Annotated in this window: 23 protein-coding genes and 1 pseudogene; 16 read left to right on the forward strand and 8 right to left on the reverse strand. The window is 36.9% G+C overall.

Translation table 11 applies throughout. From position 1 onward, the window contains the following. The first annotated feature begins 23 nt into the window (after positions 1 to 23). Positions 24 to 200 (forward strand): hypothetical protein, encoded by a 177-nt coding sequence (locus MHB83_RS10830; protein ID WP_199852773.1) that lies wholly within the window; start codon positions 24 to 26, stop codon positions 198 to 200. 39 nt (positions 201 to 239) lie between these two features. Here the strand turns inward: MHB83_RS10830 and MHB83_RS10835 are convergent, their stop codons facing one another. Continuing rightward, entirely contained in the window at positions 240 to 974 is a 735-nt protein-coding gene (locus MHB83_RS10835; protein WP_342496316.1) for a hypothetical protein, read from the reverse strand. Positions 975 to 1,224: 250 nt separating this feature from the next. On the opposite strand from MHB83_RS10835, the gene MHB83_RS10840 reads away from it, so the two are divergent. From MHB83_RS10840 to MHB83_RS10870, 7 genes and pseudogenes are all read left to right on the forward strand, one after another. Continuing rightward, positions 1,225 to 2,055 carry a sialate O-acetylesterase gene (locus MHB83_RS10840; protein ID WP_342496317.1) on the forward strand — a complete coding sequence of 277 codons (831 nt, stop codon included), beginning with the start codon at positions 1,225 to 1,227 and terminating at the stop codon, positions 2,053 to 2,055. 155 nt (positions 2,056 to 2,210) lie between these two features. Next, positions 2,211 to 2,288, forward strand: a pseudogene (locus MHB83_RS10845) (type A chloramphenicol O-acetyltransferase); the annotation flags it as partial. A gap of 356 nt (positions 2,289 to 2,644) precedes the next feature. Further along, positions 2,645 to 2,968: a PH domain-containing protein gene (locus tag MHB83_RS10850; RefSeq protein ID WP_342496842.1), complete on the forward strand. Its 324-nt coding sequence runs from the start codon at positions 2,645 to 2,647 to the stop codon at positions 2,966 to 2,968. Positions 2,969 to 3,155: 187 nt separating this feature from the next. Beyond that, positions 3,156 to 3,818 (forward strand): type A chloramphenicol O-acetyltransferase, encoded by a 663-nt coding sequence (catA, locus tag MHB83_RS10855; RefSeq protein ID WP_137054763.1) that lies wholly within the window; start codon positions 3,156 to 3,158, stop codon positions 3,816 to 3,818. 200 nt (positions 3,819 to 4,018) lie between these two features. Next, complete coding sequence (locus MHB83_RS10860) at positions 4,019 to 5,146, forward strand: tetratricopeptide repeat protein (RefSeq protein ID WP_284906246.1); 1,128 nt, start codon at positions 4,019 to 4,021, stop codon at positions 5,144 to 5,146. After that, positions 5,136 to 5,261: a hypothetical protein gene (locus MHB83_RS10865; protein WP_262982764.1), complete on the forward strand. Its 126-nt coding sequence runs from the start codon at positions 5,136 to 5,138 to the stop codon at positions 5,259 to 5,261. Before MHB83_RS10860 ends, MHB83_RS10865 begins: the two co-directional genes overlap by 11 nt. A gap of 183 nt (positions 5,262 to 5,444) precedes the next feature. Next, positions 5,445 to 6,275, forward strand: coding sequence for an SMI1/KNR4 family protein (locus tag MHB83_RS10870; protein ID WP_342496318.1), 831 nt, complete (start codon positions 5,445 to 5,447; stop codon positions 6,273 to 6,275). A gap of 41 nt (positions 6,276 to 6,316) precedes the next feature. Here MHB83_RS10870 and MHB83_RS10875 read toward each other — a convergent pair whose 3' ends face one another. From MHB83_RS10875 to MHB83_RS10900, 6 genes are all read right to left on the reverse strand, one after another. Then, positions 6,317 to 6,565, reverse strand: coding sequence for a DUF2651 family protein (locus MHB83_RS10875; protein WP_342496319.1), 249 nt, complete (start codon positions 6,563 to 6,565; stop codon positions 6,317 to 6,319). 19 nt (positions 6,566 to 6,584) lie between these two features. Beyond that, on the reverse strand, positions 6,585 to 7,775 hold the full coding sequence (locus tag MHB83_RS10880; RefSeq protein WP_342496320.1) for a hypothetical protein: 1,191 nt from the start codon (positions 7,773 to 7,775) through the stop codon (positions 6,585 to 6,587). Between the two features lie 171 nt (positions 7,776 to 7,946). Continuing rightward, a complete protein-coding gene (locus MHB83_RS10885; protein ID WP_342496321.1) occupies positions 7,947 to 8,822 on the reverse strand; it encodes a LysR family transcriptional regulator in 876 nt (291 codons plus the stop codon). Between the two features lie 23 nt (positions 8,823 to 8,845). Then, positions 8,846 to 9,544 carry an amino acid racemase gene (locus MHB83_RS10890; RefSeq protein WP_342496322.1) on the reverse strand — a complete coding sequence of 233 codons (699 nt, stop codon included), beginning with the start codon at positions 9,542 to 9,544 and terminating at the stop codon, positions 8,846 to 8,848. A gap of 103 nt (positions 9,545 to 9,647) precedes the next feature. Then, the gene (locus MHB83_RS10895; protein WP_253622712.1) at positions 9,648 to 9,854 is read right to left on the reverse strand and encodes a GNAT family protein; all 207 of its coding nucleotides are present in this window, start codon (positions 9,852 to 9,854) and stop codon (positions 9,648 to 9,650) included. 170 nt (positions 9,855 to 10,024) lie between these two features. Continuing rightward, positions 10,025 to 10,915: a LysR family transcriptional regulator gene (locus MHB83_RS10900; RefSeq protein WP_212046035.1), complete on the reverse strand. Its 891-nt coding sequence runs from the start codon at positions 10,913 to 10,915 to the stop codon at positions 10,025 to 10,027. A 127-nt stretch (positions 10,916 to 11,042) separates the two neighbouring features. Here MHB83_RS10900 and MHB83_RS10905 point away from each other — a divergent pair, with 127 nt between their 5' ends. Continuing rightward, positions 11,043 to 12,197 (forward strand): MFS transporter, encoded by a 1,155-nt coding sequence (locus tag MHB83_RS10905; RefSeq protein ID WP_212046034.1) that lies wholly within the window; start codon positions 11,043 to 11,045, stop codon positions 12,195 to 12,197. Between the two features lie 120 nt (positions 12,198 to 12,317). Here the strand turns inward: MHB83_RS10905 and lpdA are convergent, their stop codons facing one another. Beyond that, positions 12,318 to 13,712 (reverse strand): dihydrolipoyl dehydrogenase, encoded by a 1,395-nt coding sequence (gene lpdA, locus MHB83_RS10910; protein WP_342496323.1) that lies wholly within the window; start codon positions 13,710 to 13,712, stop codon positions 12,318 to 12,320. A 184-nt stretch (positions 13,713 to 13,896) separates the two neighbouring features. Here lpdA and MHB83_RS10915 point away from each other — a divergent pair, with 184 nt between their 5' ends. The 7 genes from MHB83_RS10915 (at position 13,897) to MHB83_RS10945 (ending at position 18,184) form a co-directional block, all read left to right on the forward strand. Further along, the gene (locus MHB83_RS10915; RefSeq protein ID WP_251190962.1) at positions 13,897 to 14,466 is read left to right on the forward strand and encodes a TetR/AcrR family transcriptional regulator; all 570 of its coding nucleotides are present in this window, start codon (positions 13,897 to 13,899) and stop codon (positions 14,464 to 14,466) included. A 30-nt stretch (positions 14,467 to 14,496) separates the two neighbouring features. Next, the gene (locus MHB83_RS10920) at positions 14,497 to 14,922 is read left to right on the forward strand and encodes a GNAT family N-acetyltransferase (protein WP_212046032.1); all 426 of its coding nucleotides are present in this window, start codon (positions 14,497 to 14,499) and stop codon (positions 14,920 to 14,922) included. Positions 14,923 to 15,161: 239 nt separating this feature from the next. Beyond that, on the forward strand, positions 15,162 to 15,683 hold the full coding sequence (locus MHB83_RS10925) for a ClbS/DfsB family four-helix bundle protein (RefSeq protein WP_106029862.1): 522 nt from the start codon (positions 15,162 to 15,164) through the stop codon (positions 15,681 to 15,683). A gap of 232 nt (positions 15,684 to 15,915) precedes the next feature. Continuing rightward, the gene (locus tag MHB83_RS10930) at positions 15,916 to 17,049 is read left to right on the forward strand and encodes a Rap family tetratricopeptide repeat protein (protein ID WP_050945233.1); all 1,134 of its coding nucleotides are present in this window, start codon (positions 15,916 to 15,918) and stop codon (positions 17,047 to 17,049) included. Beyond that, complete coding sequence (locus MHB83_RS10935) at positions 17,039 to 17,176, forward strand: hypothetical protein (protein ID WP_012009633.1); 138 nt, start codon at positions 17,039 to 17,041, stop codon at positions 17,174 to 17,176. Before MHB83_RS10930 ends, MHB83_RS10935 begins: the two co-directional genes overlap by 11 nt. Positions 17,177 to 17,273: 97 nt before the next feature. Further along, on the forward strand, positions 17,274 to 17,507 hold the full coding sequence (locus MHB83_RS10940) for a hypothetical protein (RefSeq protein ID WP_226805060.1): 234 nt from the start codon (positions 17,274 to 17,276) through the stop codon (positions 17,505 to 17,507). 227 nt (positions 17,508 to 17,734) lie between these two features. Further along, entirely contained in the window at positions 17,735 to 18,184 is a 450-nt protein-coding gene (locus MHB83_RS10945) for a GyrI-like domain-containing protein (RefSeq protein ID WP_137054754.1), read from the forward strand. The last annotated feature ends 26 nt before the right edge of the window (positions 18,185 to 18,210 follow it).

The following is an 18,210-nucleotide window of genomic DNA, read 5'->3' on the forward strand; positions in this document are numbered from 1 at the left end:
GATTGTAAAAAGGAGGTAATATGATGACATTTAAAAAAGCGTTCAATATAGGTTACCTTGTTTTGCTTTTATCTTTTATTGTCGTATATTTCTTGCTTCCAGTCGAACAAATATTTACTGCAATCATCATTCTAACCGTACTATTTGGAGTATATCAATTTGTGATTTTCAAAAAACTAAAAGAGCAAAAACAGCAATAAAAAAAGCCCTAGTCTGCATTAGACTGGGGCCTTTTTTATTCAACCAGTTCCACACATATAAACTTTTCCTGCCGATCCTACTTCGTCCAGTTTTTTATTTTTACGTTTACTGTCCGAGAACATTTTCAAGTGTCTCTTTCTCCACAAATAACAAATATCAGTGTCGGCTCGTGTTCCCCAACGTGCGGAGAAGTAACCTGTTTTCATTTTCAATTGAATCATTATTTGAGCAGCGGCAGTAGCAATCCAGCCAACATAAGGAATGCGGTTTAAAATGGCTGCTACAATCACCCCTAAAGCTGCCTTTCCTTCTACTGTAATACGGTAATGATCATATTTGGACCATGCCCATTTGCCCTTTTGTTTCTGTGTTATGAAATCATCATTTGCTAATTGTTCAATTGAATTAGTGACCGTTGGATTCATTTGATTTTCTAGTACAATGCTGTTTGCAATCTTATTTACCTGTTCTTCAATTGCTGCTATTTCGTCAGGTTTTAGATAGTTACTAGAAACAGAAATATTACCTGTCTCTTTGTTAGAGGTATAGGTGATTGTGCCAAGTTTAGTTTTAAAAGTGGTAACATGTTGCGAATCGTTTTCCATGGTTTTTATATTTGTTTTCAATCCGTCTATTTCTTCGGTGAATTCTTCGTGATTTTTAAAAGAGTCGTTTTCTTTTGAGGTGTTTTTCTCAGTTGCAAAACTTGGGGGAACAGAGGTCAAAATCAGGGACAAGGACAACAAAATAATAAACAACGCCCGTTTTTTCATGTAATTCCTCCTATGGAAAATATAGTCTTGCGACACAATCTTATCTTTTTCAACAAATATAAAAAAGAGACTTAAATACCATTTTATAGGAGTGTTGTGTTTTCATTGTGTTAATAGCTGAATGCACTTTTTGAATTAATTAAAATAAGCGCTAATAGGGCTTGAGATTGTTGAAATTTATAAAAAAAGAAAATGATAACGTTCAAGCGAATACATATTTAATAAAATATTTAGTGGAGGGGAAAATGATATGAAGTCATTTTTACTAATTGGACAATCCAATATGGCGGGTCGAGGCTTCATGCATGAAGTGCCGCCAATTTATAATGAAAGAATCATGATGCTGCGAAATGGTAGATGGCAAATGATGACTGAACCTATTCATTTTGATAGGCCGGTAGCTGGCGTTGGACTGGCGGCTTCCTTTGCGGAGGCTTGGTGTAAGGATCATGAAGGAGAGAAGATTGGTCTGATTCCATGTGCCGAAGGTGGCAGTTCCATTGATGAGTGGTCACGAGAGGGGGCTTTATTTCGTCATGCAATAAATGAAGCTAAATTTGCAAAGGAAAATAGCGAATTGGCCGGGATATTATGGCATCAAGGAGAAAGTGACAGCCAAGATGGGAAGTACAAAGCATATTATGAAAAAATACTAAGATTATTTCATGAGCTAAGAACTGAATTATCTGCACCTAACATTCCGCTTTTGATAGGAGGTTTGGGCGATTTCTTAGGAAAGAGAGCATTTGGCGCAGGATGTGTGGAATATCAACTGATCAATGAGGAACTACAAAAATCTGCACATCATCATGAAAATTGTTATTATGTTACTGCGAAAGGCCTTATACTTAACCCGGACGGAATTCACATCAATGCGATGTCCCAGAGAATATTTGGTATAAGATATTATGAAGCATTTCGAAAAAAAGATCATATACATGAGCCAATAACAAATGAAAATGAGTTAGTGAATGAATGTCATAATAGAATGAATACCTCAGCGGAGAAAACATATATAGCACTAGAAAAATTCACGTTGGGCAAGATGACTTACGAAGAGTTGCTGCAGGCTTTAACGTAGGCAAAGCTCATGGTAGACTTTGAATGGACAGAAACATGACATATCTCTTGAAAGGATGATTGTGGTGGTGAAAACAGATAAAGTCTCCTCCTGAATACAGTAAATCACATTCAGGAGGATATAAATATCCGCGAAAAGAGCACTTTCATCATTATATGACGATAATCCGATGCTCATATAGCCTGGTGGTCAATCTAGACATCACGAAATTGCATGCAATATTAAAAGAAAAAGGCTAAAAGTATATCCTGGCAAATTTATATGTTAGCAAGAGAGGAATTACACGAACAAAGGTCATTCGCAACGAACTAAAACAATTGATTTCTTCACTAAAAGTACGCTGGACATATATAGATGCTCTTTAATAAGTTTTACTTTGGTAAAACAGTTGAGAAGTATCTCAGTCATTCTTTCTAATATAGAGGAGGGGGGAATCGCAGCTAACTTATACAAATGTATGAACAGCACTTCATAGAACTTGCCTTACTAGGATGAATTTAAACTTATATAACACTTCTCTTAAAGTTGTTGGTTTTAAAAAGTAAAAAACATGGTAAAATTAGATAAAAGCATAAGAAAGAGTGATTCTATGGAATATGTAATTATGTTAATCTTTTTATTAGCACTTTTCTTTATTTTTACTGTTTTCCTAAAAACTCGTTATAGTTTTGATGAAAAATGTTTAGTCTTAAAATTTGGTTTATCTAAAACAGAAATACCAATTGATCAAATCGTTAGTATTAAAGAGTCGAACAAGTATGGAGTTGCAGATGATATTGATTATAGAATTGGTGCTCCATATGGTCAACCAGATAGAATCGTTATTGAAACTATAAATAAGCGTTTTCTAGTTTTTTTAAATGAAGGTCATCAATTTCTTCAAAAATATAAAAAAGCTAGTGCTAGAATATAAGATAAGTACTTCTACAATAGAAGGTGCTTTTTTATTCGAGTTGCTGCAGGCTTTAACGTAGGCAAAGCTCATGGTAGACTTTGAATGGACAGAAACATGACATATCTCTTGAAAGGATGATTGTGGTGGTGAAAACAGATAAAGTCTCCTCCTGAATACAGTAAATCACATTCAGGAGGAGATAAAATTGTTTAAACAAATAGACGAAAATTATCCGCGAAAAGAGCACTTTCACCATTATATGACGTTAACCCGATGCTCATATAGCCTGGTGATCAATCTAGACATCACGAAATTGCATGCAATATTAAAAGAAAAAAAGCTAAAAGTATATCCTGTGCAAATTTATTTGTTAGCAAGAGCTGTGCAAAAAATTCCTGAGTTTCGGATGGATCAAGTGAACGATGAACTGGGTTACTGGGAGATTCTCCATCCTAGTTATACGATTCTAAATAAAGAAACAAAGACGTTTTCAAGTATTTGGACGCCTTTTGATGAAAACTTTGCTCAGTTTTATAAAAGCTGTGTAGCCGATATTGAAACATTTAGCAAAAGCAGCAACCTATTTCCGAAACCTCATATGCCAGAAAACATGTTCAATATTTCAAGTCTACCGTGGATTGATTTTACTTCTTTTAACCTTAATGTATCTACAGATGAAGCTTATTTACTGCCAATATTTACGATAGGCAAATTTAAGGTGGAAGAAGGAAAAATCATTTTGCCCGTTGCCATACAAGTACATCATGCTGTTTGTGATGGCTATCATGCCGGTCAATATGTTGAATATTTGAGGTGGCTTATTGAACATTGTGACGAGTGGTTAAATGATTCATTGCATATTACCTGAAGACAAAAGGTGCTCCCATGAAAATCTAGAAGATGAAGGCAGACTGAAATGAGTCTGCCTTTTTGTTTTGTAATGATAATGTGCCAAAGGTTTATTGATGTAACAATTGTTCTTTTTGCGGTTTCTTTTCGGTGCTTTGTAAATTCCTATATGTGATAATAAATGTAATATAAGGGAAATTAGTGGAAGGGGAATAAGGGATGGAGAAAGTTCTTTCTTCACATGTAGGTGTGAAAATAAATGAATGGTATAAAATGATTCGGCAATTCAGTGTACCCGACGCAGAGATTTTGAAAGCTGAGGTAGAACAAGAAATTGAACGAATGGAAGAGGATCAAGATTTACTCATTTATTATCAATTGATGTGCTTTCGACATCAAATCATGTTAGATTACATTAAACCTGTAGACTTTAATAAAAATAGACCAACCATTTCATCCCTCTTAGATCTGATAGAAACCTCTCAAGAAACGCTCACCGGCATGTTAGAGTATTACAATTTATTTTTCAGAGGCATGTATGAATTCAGTAATAAAGAGTATGTAGAAGCGATAAAATATTATAGAAAAGCAGAAATAAAGCTGGAGATTGTTTCTGACGAAATTGAAAGAGCTGAATTCCATTTTAAAGTTGCAGAAGCTTATTACATGATGAAACAGACACATGTATCTATGCACCATATTCTGAAAGCAATGGAGATTTACGAACAATATGACCTGTATAAAGTAAGAAAGATTCAATGCTCATTTGTAATTGCAGGAAACTACGATGATATGAAACGCAGCGATAAAGCTCTTCCTCATTTAGAAAAATCTTTAAGGATGGCTGAAGAAATTCAAAACAATAGATTGATCTCATCAGCATATTATAATCTGGCTGATTGCTATGAATGTTTAGGTGATACAGATCAAGCTATTGCTTATTGTGAAAAGGCTGTTCGTATCAACAAAAATGAACGATATGACAACTTACCACATTCGCTTTATTTTCTGTCATCGTTATTGATGAAAAAAGGCGATTATAAAAAGGGAAAAGATGTCCTTGATTATGGCTTTTCGATCTCTGTTCAATATGATGACGATTTATACAAACGACTGTTCCACTTTATCAAAGCCCTATATGTTGATAAAGTAAATATTGACCAAATTAAACAGGTCTTTCATTTTTTAGATGAGAACAAAATTTATGCTTATTTAGAAGAGCTGTCTTATGATGTGGCAGGTGTGTTCAAATCTAAAAATGATCACGAAACAGCAAATGAATTTTTAATGAAAATGTTGGACGCGCAAACAAAAATTTTGAAAGGGGACTGTCTTTATGAGTATTAAAAAAGTTGTTTTTTGTGCATTGGCAGTCATTGTACTCGCATCTACTGCTGGTATTCCATCACTTTCTAAAAGTGATAACAGCAACATCGAGGTTGCTTCAAGAAAACAAACGTAAAAAAGCCTCCTCCAAGGGGCTTTTTTATTTTGTCGTAAAGCTTACAGCCTTTAAGGTATCAGAGAGGATGAAAGGTTTATGATCTTCTCCTCATCACCAGTTTATTAATAGATAAGTTTGAGTAGAGAATTCATAATGAACCAATGTTATACTGACCTTAATACAGATTGGGAGGCACCCACTTTGAAATCATTCTGGGAGAAAGAAGAAGAGAGTCCTTTTACGTTAAAAAAGATAGATGAGGAACAAATTCGTGAAGCAGAGGGAGCTTTTGGAGTCACTTTACCTGATACATACAAAAAGCTCATTTTAGAATGGAATGGTGGTTTTACAGTTCGTAATGCTTTTCCAACTGAACAGCCGAACTCATGGGCTGAGGATCATGTTCAATTTGACCATCTAAGAGGAATCGCGAAAGGTGATGGCATCATGAATAGTCCCGAGTTATGTAATGAATTGAATCTGCCTGAGGGACTTGTGATCATCAGCGGAGAAGAAGATACATGGATCGCCATGGATTATCGAGAAACGGAGGAACATCCTCCTATTCACTATTTTGATTTAGAGCTGGAAGTAGATTTTAAGCTGGCAGAAACTTTCGATGACTTTATTGAGAAGTTATATACAGCTGAAGATGCGATGGTCGAAGTAGTAGAGATTGAGGAGGAAGCTTCGGATTTATATGTCAGTAAAGAAGAGCTTGAACACATGTTTGAGAGGCAGGATCTTCGTCAGCAGAATCTCTTCAAAATGGCACATTATCCGATGGAAGAAACAGAAGAGATCGAATGGTTTTTCGATCGTATGAAACAATGCATCCAACAGATAAACGATCAACATGTTTTGTATGAAGCAGCGACAACGATTCACTCCATCCTTCTATTAAACCCAGATATGCCAAGAAATGACTGTATCAATCAAGAGCTGCAAGAAGTTGCTGAGTTTTTAGAAAAAAGTGGAGAGCCTAATATCGCCTTTTTGGGAGAAGACATTCATCCAGTGGAAAAACGATAGTGAAAGAAGAAAAGCCCCTGTAAAGGGCTTTTTAAATGTATTTAAGACCTCTTTTTATTTAAAATTTTCATGATGAATAATGCTATATATGAAGCAATGAATGAGTCAAAAGTGTAAACAACTGCCCAGCCTAAGAAGGAGACATTAAAAAGTGTAAATGTCAGGATGAGTAAAATGATAAAGCTCACAACTGGCATGAAATAAACCTTTTGTATAATCAATGTGACGATAAAAGAAGCGATGATCATACTGACTGGAAGCAAGCCGAATGCGAATTCTAAATGAGTCATATCAATTCTCCTTTTAGAATCACTTATTAAATATTTTGAGAATATCATTTCTATTTTGTTCTAACATCAAAAAATCATATTCAGATACATGATTCTTATCCAGAATTTTGTCGAGACCTTTTATCTTTAAAGAATTCAATCTTTTTCCCTTTTGGTATGAATAAGAAGAAATTTCATATTCTCCAGTCTTTTTTTGGTTTAATAAGTAGATATGATCAGAATTTAAATAGACGAACTTAACATTGAGTCCTTCCTCATGCTCTAAGGAATAGGATTCTTCTGGTTTCATCGTTTTTGTGTTAAATGTATAAATCTTAGAATTTGCAGTTAAGTGATATAAAATATCGTCTTTTATATAGAAGTGCTTTTCATTTGGTGGAATTAGTTGATCTTCACTTTTATAGCTGCCAAGTAAATATGCTCCTCTTAATTTTTTCTTTTCTATATCAAATACTGCTACTTTAAAAGACACATCCTTAGAATCTTCAGGAGTGTGATAGAGGATAAAATAAGCTAATTTGTCCTTAATGATAATATTTGAATAAACTTCCCAGTCTTCATTAATGAGTTTAATATGACCACCATTTTGAAGAGTCGGTTTGTCCTCTAAATTCAATTCATGAAAAGTAGATCGATCAGTATCCATATTTTGATTGATCACGTAAATTTTATCTTCGTCGTTTCCTGTACTAACAAAGTATCCATTTAAAATCTGCTCGTGAAAGTTTTGACTGTTGCCCCATCTAATTAAACTTTTATAGTCCTTCTCTCCAAAACCTTGGTTGTTTAATGTATAAAATATTTCTTTGTTCTTTAAATATCCATTAGCTTGTCCATAACCAGTATGTACTTTATTTTTGAACTTAAAATGAGCAGTTTTTTTTCCAAGAATATTTATTTCTGAAGGGTTTTCTTTCAGTAACATCTGTTCACCTTGAGCAATAGAACCTAATTCAATTGCATCACCTTCTGAAGTAGTTAATTCACCTTTTTTATTCATATATATTGTGTAGCTCCCTTCACGCTGATAATCAATTGATGCTGAAAGGTAGATGGTAGCTAATTTGTCATTTAGAAATGAAGGTTTGAACTCATTTTCTGAAACGTGTGTAGCATGTTCTTTTAAGAATAAATTTTTTAGTAGATAATAGGAAGAAAACAAAACAAAACCAATGATGATGCTAATAACTAATTTTTTCTTGGGTCTCATTTTCAAAACAACCTTCCTCATTAGGGCTTGTATAATAAAAAGAACATTCTTAGAAAAATTCACTTCACTTAGAGAGTATTAAACCTCTCTAAAGGGAGCTTACTTTATTTAACTTTGGAAAGCTAATCAGAACGTATCCAAAAAAGCCCTAAAAAGGGCTTTTTAAGCTGCTTAATCTAATTCATGAAAAAACTGTTTGAGTTGATCAATAAAAACTGATTTGGATTTTCCTTTTTTATAAATGAACTCGATATTGATGTTGAAATTGATGGATGGATCGATTGAAATTTGTTTTAATGTTCCTTGTTCTACCTCATTTCTCACGCAATGATGAGGTAGAAACGATAGTCCCATTCCTTGAAGTACTAAATTTTTTGCGGTTTCCATATGATCAACCTCAATGGAAATGTTCGGTGTGATGCTGTTTTTTTGAAATAATCGGTGGAGCATCAACCAATCAAATGACCCATAGTCAAAGAAAATAAAAGGCTGTTCTTCTAGTTCTTTCATATTAATGTTGTCAAGGCTAGCGAGCGGGTGATGAGTTGGGACGAACAGCCCGATTGGATCACTGAAAATCGGGATTGATTCAATTTGAGGATGTGTTTCAGTCCTGACAATGCCAAAGTCTACTTGGTTGTTAATCACTTTTTGGACAACATCCTTTGAGTGTCCTGTTACGATTTTCACTTTCAGGTTTTCGTATTTTTCTTTTAGGGCGGGCAATATGTTAGGCAATAGATTATTGGAAATAGAGGATGCGCATCCAATCGTCAATTCATAAGGAATCATCGTTTGTTTGAGACTATGCTTTGCTTCTTGATAAGACTGGAGGATCTTTTTGGCATGCGGGTAAAACTGTTCACCTTTTTCCGTCAGAGATAGTTTATTTCTCTGTCTATCAAATAATTTCAGGTCTAATTCTTTTTCTAACGATTGAATACGTGCCGAAACAGAAGGCTGGGTTAAATACAGTGCTTCCGCAGCTTTATTGATACTGCCTAGCTGGCATACGTAAATAAACGCTTCTATATTCTCAATATTCATTTTATCCCCTTAAATTACGTACTTTAAATGTTTAGCTTTTCAAGCTCATACACTAATTTTACAGCTTCTTTCGCCAAAATGACAGTAGGGTCAATCACTTTCACATCTTTAGTTGACCTTAAGACTAAGGGGATTTCTGTACAGCCGGCAATGATGGCTTCTGCCCCTTGATTGATTAAAATTTCTGCAGCTACCGCTAATTCACTTTCGCCTTTACTTAATTTTCCTGCTTTCACCGCATATATCCCATTCATAACGCTCTTCTGAAGATTTTCACTAGGAGTCATGACGTCAATCTTGTGATGAGCACAAGCCCTTTGATAGAGCTGGGTTTTTAATGTTCCATCAGTACATAGTAAGCCCACAGATGTATAGTGATGTTTGTTTAGGTAACTTGCGGTTTCTAATGGCATATTCATGATAGGGATATGAGTGGAATGTCGTATGTTTTCTAAAAAGAAGTGAGCGGTATTGCATGCAATGAGAATAAAGTCCGCTCCTGCACGTTCTAATCTCTTAGCTGATGCAATCATATCATCTGTAGGATCTTTGCCTTTCCCAAATATGGCATTGGTTCTGTCAGGGATTTGCGGATAATTATCAGCAATCACATGGAGATGATCCTGATCTTTTATCGCTGGAGTATGAGAAATGATTTTTTTCATCAGATCAATCGTTGCTAAAGGACCCATCCCGCCCATAATTCCGATCGTTGTAGACATATACGCCACCACATTTCTTTTTTTTCTATTATAAAAAAAGAAAGCATGGTGAGCGTTATAGAAAAGTTCTATATGTATATAGAAGGTTTATCAAAAGCGTCTTTTAATGGCGCTTAGCGGCCCACTCCGATTGAAGAATCGCATATTGATATTCATCAACCCAATGTCCTTTTGACATATCATTTTGAAGCAAATGTCCATCGCGTCTCATTTCTAAACGTTCCAGCACTCGAATAGATTTTTCATTTCGCACATCAGTAAAGGCAATGATTTTATGCTTGTTCAGTGTAGTGAAAATATATTCGATCATTGAACTCAAGGCTTCGTGAATATAGCCCTTTCCTTTAAATAGGTTGCAATAGAGGGGGTTGCTCGATACTGATAAAATGCTTCAATATCTTGCAGATCAAATTGACGAATCGCTACCCGGTTTGTCCTTGTAAATACGCTGTTTGCATTCTTAATGTTTTACCCTCATTTTTAGTTTGTTCTTGATTTGAAAAAGTCTATTAGCCATTCAGATAGCTGCTGCTGTGCTTTGCTGACAAATCGATCTGCATAATAAGTTAATTCCAAGTGACGAACAGGTGCCGGATCAGCAATAGGAATCGAAACAATATTTGGCCATGTCGCATGTTGTTGCAGCAATCCTCGCGGCTGAATGGTTGCACCGATGCCGGCTTCAACCAGCTGCAATAATGAAGATGCGGACCCAACCTCCATGACAGTGTCTAGTTCCACACCCTGTTCTTTACATACGTCTTCTACTAAATCTCTTCCTAGATATCCCTTCGGATACATAACCAAAGCATGTTGCGTCAGCTCTTCCAATGTCACTTCACTCTGTTGGGCTAGTTCACTTTCTGAATGAGCAAATAATTCGTAGGGCTCACTTCCAAGTGGAATTTGAATGAGACGCTTATCCGCAGGCCCTCTCAGCCCGATGCCGAGATCCACCTTATGCGACAGAACCTCTTCACGAACGAAGATCGTTGAATATGCTTTCAGATTGGTTTCAGGATAAAGTGTTTTAAATTCTACAAATAGCGGAACAAGCTGAAAGTCAAGATCGGAAGGGAGAACGGCAAGTCGAACGTTTCCCCGTTTTTCAGATAATAGTTCTTTCATCGCATTTTTTGCATCTCTTTCAGCTTGAAGCATTTTCATCCCATATTGATATAGCAGAGAACCCGCTTCGGTAGCGACGACTTTTTTGCCGATTCGATCAAAGAGCGGCATCCCAACTTCTGCTTCAAGCAGCCGAATCTGCTGGCTTAATGTAGGCTGTGATATCCCTAATTGCTCAGCAGCTTTTGTGAAATGTAAATGATCGAATACAGCCATGAAATATGTAATATGCCGAGTATCCATTTGTCATCCTTTCATTAATAATAGTTTTTTACTATCATCATAATACGAATTATTGTATTGATCAATGAATGCGGCGGATTTATACTCAAAGTAACTTCAACAAGTAGAGAGAGGAAGAAGTGCATTGATGAAAAAAATGTTTTATTTAGCCGCTTTATTTTTAGCTGCATTAAACTTGCGCCCAATCATTACGTCCGTGGCTTCTATGATGAGTATGATCCAATCAGAGCTTGGTGTGAACGCACTGACAGCCAGTCTTTTGACCACTTTGCCTGTCCTTTGTATGGGGGTGTTTGCTCCCGTTGCGACGACACTCAGCCGGCGTTTTGGTTTAGAGAGAACGCTTTTTTTCTCGATTCTTCTCATCACGATCGCCACAGCGCTGCGGGGTACAAGCCAATCGGTCGCTATTCTGCTCATGACTGCATTTGCAGGAGGGGTAGGGATTAGCTTCGCGGGTCCTTTATTGTCTAGTTTTATTAAAAAGTATTTCCCGAGAAATCCTGGTATTGTCAGTGTTTATTCCATTTCGATGACAATAGGTGCAGCACTTGCTTCCGGCTTCACCATTCCGATTTACCTACGCAGTCACCATCTTCCGTTTGCATTGTCTTGCTGGGCTATTCTAGGGGTAATCGCGCTTATTCTATGGGTAGGTATAGCTCGCAAAAATGAGCAGAGTGATCATGTAACCTTGCCGTTAAAATTGCCGCTGCGAAACAAAAAGGCGATTCAATTTACCTTGTTTTTTGGCTTTATGTCCAGCATGTTTTATTCTTTGACGGCATGGATTTCACCGATTGCTCTTAGTTTCGGAAACAGTCCGCAATATGCTGCCATGCTGCTGACCATATTTACACTCATTCAGATTCCGGTGGCACTACTCGTTCCAGCGGTCGTTACTCGATTAGGAAAACCGAAATTATTTCTCATCTTATGCAGTCTGTCTGAGCTGATTGGCCTCATCTTTCTTCTTCTGCCAATGCCGATCTTGCCAGCTGTCATTTTCCTAGGTATGGGTGCAGGTGGATTATTTCCTTTAGCGCTCATGTTACCGATTATAGAGACGCGTACTCCAGAGGAAGCCGGAACTTGGTCCGCCATGTCGCAGATGGGCGGGTATATCATGGGAGGATTCGGTCCGTTTTTCATTGGCTTGGTTTTCGATCTAAGCGGACATTTTTATGCTTCTATTGTGGCAATGCTTGTCATCGTCATGCTGATGATTGGCGTTCAGTTATCCATGAATCTCGGTAAAAAGCGTGAAGTAGGATCCAATTAACGATAAATTGACCGACGTTTTAATATGAGTGCTCAATTGAAATCGCCATAGCCTATTATTCTTAAATAAATAAGCTATGGCGATTATTTTTCTCAATTTTAGAAGCTACACCTGAACCAATTATCGTGCAAGATATTTTTCAACTTTACGGGTGGCCATTTCTGCAGCTTCCATGATCATTTCACCTAATGTTGGGTGAGGATGAATCGTCATTGCTAAATCTTCTACTGTAGCACCAATTTCAATAGAGAGAGAAAGTTCTGATATAAGAGTAGATGCTTCTGCACCTACGATTTGTGCTCCTAAAATAAGACCAGATTCGGCATGGGCTACAATCTTCACAAATCCTTCTGGTTCTTTTAATGCCAGTGCTCGACCATTAATGGAGAACATTGTTTTTCCAATGACAGTCGGAATGGATTGTTGCTTGCAATCTGTTTCGTTCAGTCCAACACTCGTCAATTCTGGGCTGGAAAACACAACGAGTGGGATCGCTTTATAATCTACAATAGAAGGTTTACCAGCGATTGCCTCTGCTGCAACCTTCGCTTCATAGGAAGCTTTATGAGCCAGAGCGGGACCCTCGGTGATATCACCAATGGCATATATGTGCGGAATGGATGTTCTGCATTGTTCATCAACTTCAATCAGTCCGTGAGGGGTAATGGACAACCCGATAGAATCAAGCCCTAATGAACCATCTGTATTCGGTTTTCTTCCGACAGTAATCAGTGCATATTCCGCTTTCACCGTGTAGCTTTCTTTCTGTTTCTCATAATGAAGATCAATTCCGTTTATATGCTGCTTGGCATCTGTGACGTGTGCTCCTGTAATCAGGGTGATGTTATCTTCTTTCAATTGTCGAACGACAGGCGAGACAAGTTCACTTTCAAAGCCAGGCAATACTTGATTGCCGCCTTCCAAAATGGTGACGTTTGCTCCAAACCTTGCAAACATCTGTCCTAGTTCAACCCCAATATAACCACCTCCAACTACAACAAGGCTTTTCGGAATTTTAGGAAGGGATAGTGCTTCAGTTGAAGACAATATACGACCTCCGAAAGGGAGTGATCTAATTTCAATCGGACGGGAACCAGTTGCTAGTATTAGGTGTTTGAAATTGATTCGCTTTTCACCTTTTTCGGCATGTTGAATCACCGCTGTATGATGATCGATCAAGCTTGCCTCACCTTCCAGAATGGTAACTCCTGCTGACTTTAGCAAAAATTGGACGCCTCCAGCTTGTTTTTTTACAACAGCTTTTTTGAACGCTTGAGCATCCTTGAAAGAGCCGCTTTCTTGAAAAACCCCCAATTGTGTGCGGAGTTTGAACCGCTCTGCTTCTGCTATTAGCGCTTTAGAAGGGATACAGCCTACATGGGTACATACTCCACCTAATTGATCACGCTCTACAATCGCTGTTTTCATGCCGAGATGAGCTGAACGTAATGCCGCCACGTAGCCTCCCGGACCTGATCCGATCACTAAAGTATCTACTGTTTCTAAATGAATCATTTCTTGCACCTCCGTCTTAAATATGATGATCATAATATATTATAGTCATCATATTTTGATGAAGTCAATCCCATCTAAGTGAGGAAAGATGGATTTCAGTCAATTGACACAAGAAAATATGATGATTATAATATTTTGATAAAGCCACTTAAAAAGAGTTAAAGTGAAGGAGGGGAGTAAAAAGATGCCTTATCCGAAAGGTCATAAGTCAAAAGTGAGAGAGCAAATCATTGCAAGTGCTGCACGAGCATTTCGAACAAATGGCGTTCGTAATATCAGTTTGCCATTCATTATGAAAGGGGCAGGTCTAACTCATGGAGGGTTTTACGCTCATTTTAAGAACAAGGATCAGTTGGTGATAGAGGCTTTTCATTTTGCTATTACTGATACGATAAAGCTGCTGCAAAGTGTTGCAGACAAGAAAGCAGACCAGTCTCGAATTCAGACGATCATTGAATTCTATTTAAGTTCCGTTCACCGTGATCAGACGGAGGTCGGCTGTATACTGCCTGCACTTGCAGGGGAGATTTCTCAATTATCGCAAGAGGTACGGAAAGCCTATACGGATGAATTGAAACGGTTTATGGCATTTATAGCCGATACGGGAAACATCGGTCTCTCTACGAGTTACGCACTAGTAAGCAGCATGGTCGGTACAATCGCTCTTGCACGTGCTGTCAATGATTCGCAGTTCAGCGATCAATTGTTATTGGCAGGTAGAATACAGGCAAAACACATTCTAGAGGTGAATTAACATTCAAATAAAAACAGGGGGGATGTTGTGATGTTGATTAGAGAAGCAAGCATAGAAGATTATCCAAAATTAAGACAAATCTATTTAGAATCCCGCCGTCAGAGCTTTCACTGGCTCAATACAGAAGAAATCAATCTGCAAGATTTTGATCAAGATACGCTGGAAGAGCAAATTTTCTTAGCAGAGGAAAACAATAAAATCCTCGGATTCATTTCTCTATATGTACCAGATCGTTTTATTCACCTCTTGTTTGTACATCCCGAAGCTGCTGGTCAAGGAGCTGGCGACTTGCTTCTCAAACATGCTATAAAAGTGCTCGGAACACCGGTCACCCTCAAATGTGTCTCTGACAATCACAAAGCTTTGTCTTTTTATCAAAAAAGAGGCTGGAAGGCTGTTGTAGAAGAAGGGGAACCTGGGGCGAAATACTGGGTGCTTGTTTATGATAGAACGTAAAGAGTGTCTTTATTTTTCGCAGCCGGTTTTATAGATATTCTTTATTAAACTTACGTAGATGCTTTCATTTAACCAGAAATGCTATTGCTTTTTTGCTCGATTAAGAGTTTGATTATAATAGAGACAATAAAGCAGAAAACATTAGAATAATTCAGTATCATGAGCTCTAGTTATTTTTTTTACTTTTGCAAGATGTGTTCTGAGGAAAATTTTCACGAAAAGAACTAGAGGTGAATATGATGACAACCTATGAGTCGAAAGACATTTTAAAACAAGCAATCATGAAATCGTACAATCAATACGATGAAGAATTCGATATGATTCCAGAAGAAATGAAAGATGATCGAATAGAGGATGTAAGCCGAACTCCTGCAGAAAACTTGGCCTATCAAGTTGGTTGGACAACCCTGCTGCTTCAATGGGAGCAAAACGAAACTGAAGGAAAAGTTGTCCATACGCCAGCAGAAGGATACAAATGGAATCAGCTTGGCGCATTATATTCTCTTTTTAATGAGAAGTATGCCTGTCAATCACTAGTCGCATTAAGAGCTCAGCTCAAACAGAATGTGTTAACTATTTGTGATATGTTGGATCGTATGAGTGAAGCAGAAGTGTTTGAACCTCATCAACGAAAATGGGCGGATGGCGCTACAGCAAAGGCAGTTTGGCCAGTTTATAAATTTATTCATGTGAATACCGTTGCCCCTTTTAAAAATTTCCGTACTCAAATTCGTAAATGGAAACGATTAAATCAAGTATGACGTGAAGGGTATACTGGATGTAAATATTTCGTTAGACCTGATTGTATCATCTTATTTCAGAGAGTACAGGGGCGCGAGCTCAGTTATTCCTCCTTATCAAAATGACGATCAATCACTTGGCTTCTTTAGAAGAAGCTTTTTTGTTCTTTTGCGGTTTCTTTTCGGTGCCGGATGGCTCATGAAATGATAATATATGTCATTATAGGGGAAATAGAGGAAGGGGTAAGGGCTGATGGAGAAAGTACTTTCTTCTCACGTCGGTTTGAAAATCAATGAATGGTATTATCATATTCAACGATTTAACGTACCGGACGCCGAAGCATATAAAGAGGAAATCAAATCAATGCTTGATCATATGGAAGAAAATCAAGATTTATTATTGTATTTCTCACTCATGGAGTTCAGACATAAATTAATGCTTGATTACTTAAATCCTTTAGAAAATGGGAAAGAGCGGGCGAACTTTAGGGAACTCGCAATGAAGATCAAAAGGGATCAAGAAAAATTAACAGGATTGCTCGAGTATTACTTTAATTTTTTCTACGGCATGTACGAATTTGAAAACTATGAATACCTAAATGCGATTACCTTCTATAAGCGGGCAGAAAAAAAGCTGTCTCTTGTCAGCGACGATATTGAACGTGCCGAGTTCAATTACAAGATGGCAGAAATCTATTACCACATGAAACAAACCCACATGTCGATGCACCATATCGCACAGGCGATAGAATGTTACCGAGAAAAAGATACATACACTGTTAGAGAGATTCAATGTTCTTTTGTCATTGGATTAAACTATATCGATATGGGCTGCCCCGAAAAAGCCATACCCCATTTTCAACACGCACTAGAAAAAGCCGCCGACAACTCAACAAAACGATTAAAAGGATCAGCACTTTATAATTTAGGGTTGAGTTATTTTCATAACAAAGAATTAGCACAAGCGATTATTCACTTTAATGATTCAATTCGAGCATTTAAAGAGCAGGGATACGAGCATTTAAATAGAATCTTAGATCCGCTCATTATGTTGTCAAAAGCCTACTTCAAAAAGAAAGAACAGGACTTAGGTACATATGCATTAAATAACGGCATAGAACTATCTGAAAAGCTGAAAGACCATGTTCTATTATTGATATTCAAGTTTTTAAGATCCCTATACATTGACAACAATTTTGAGCAGTTGGAAAAAATAATGGAATTGTTAGAAGTAAAGTCAATGTATCCTGACCTCGAAGATTTAGCAAAAGATGCTGCAAAATATTATAATGAAATGGGAGATAAAGACAATGCGATGCATTTCTATGAAAAGATTCTTTATTTCCAAACTCAAGTAAAGCGGGGGGACTGTCAGTATGAAATTTAAAACGTTATCAGTAGTATTCGTGATGATTAGTGTCATAAGTGTTGTTGGTTATTTTACGTCTGAAGTGACAGCAAGTCATGATGAAGCTAGGAGAGGTCATACTGCAAGTATTGGTTATACTGCTTAAGTAAAAAGCCCTTTATGGGCTTTTTACTATAAAACGGAATATACGCTATGAACAAAGAATATTTTTTTCATAGAAAACATACTGAGGAGGAAGTGAAATGACAATGTTAAAATCAACAGTATTTCGAAAGATTTTCATTATATTTTTTGCTTTAACCTTTATGATTAGTCTGTTCAATATGGCTGTGTTTCCAGGGACGCCAGTGTCTTATTATGTTGGCCTGGTTTGTGAAATATTGTTTATCAGCTTGTTAAATGGTCTGTTTTTCGGAACAATTATCTATTTGATTGTCACCCTTCTCTTTGCTAAATATTCAAAGGAAAATCAATAAACAAGTGAGCGGCTAAAGACCGTTCTTTTTTATTTTAAAAAATTGGATATGCTATTTAAAGAGAAAATGAGATGACTTAATTTATGATCTAAATCGCAATTCCTGTGAATGTTTTTCCAACATAATTCAATTATTTTTAATATCCTACTGTATTATATTTTAAAGGATGTTACCGTTGGATGTAAGGAATGATTGGCCAATCTTCCAATAAGAGTTGGAGGGAAATCATGAATTACAAAATTGAAATGTTAACGAATATGAAAATGGTGTTTATGAGAAATATAGGACCATATGGTAGCAAAGAAAATGTAGAGATGATGAAAAGATTTAAAAAATGGATCAATCAACATCAATTAAATGATGAATTAAAGGAATTTGGTATATATGGTGTTCCTCAAGATGATCCTGGAAAAATCCCACCAGAAAAATGCAGATACGACCTCATGTTGATGACAAATAGAGATTTCTCAAAAGATCGAATGGTTCAGACTGGACATTTTGAAGGGGGAAAGTATGCTGTGTTTACAGTGACACATACAACCGAAAAAGTGAATTTGTTTTGGAGCCAATTGCCTCAAATGATCCAAAACAATCAATTGAACATGCGTCAGGCATCTATTATGGAGAGATATAGAGAAGAAGAAGGCGTGTGTGAATTCTTACTGCCTATCTTTTAAACACTTGAATGAAGTTCAATGGGAAA

It is taken from the genome of Bacillus sp. FSL K6-3149, assembly GCF_038630515.1.
Classification (GTDB): Bacteria; Bacillota; Bacilli; order Bacillales; family Bacillaceae; genus Bacillus; species Bacillus pumilus.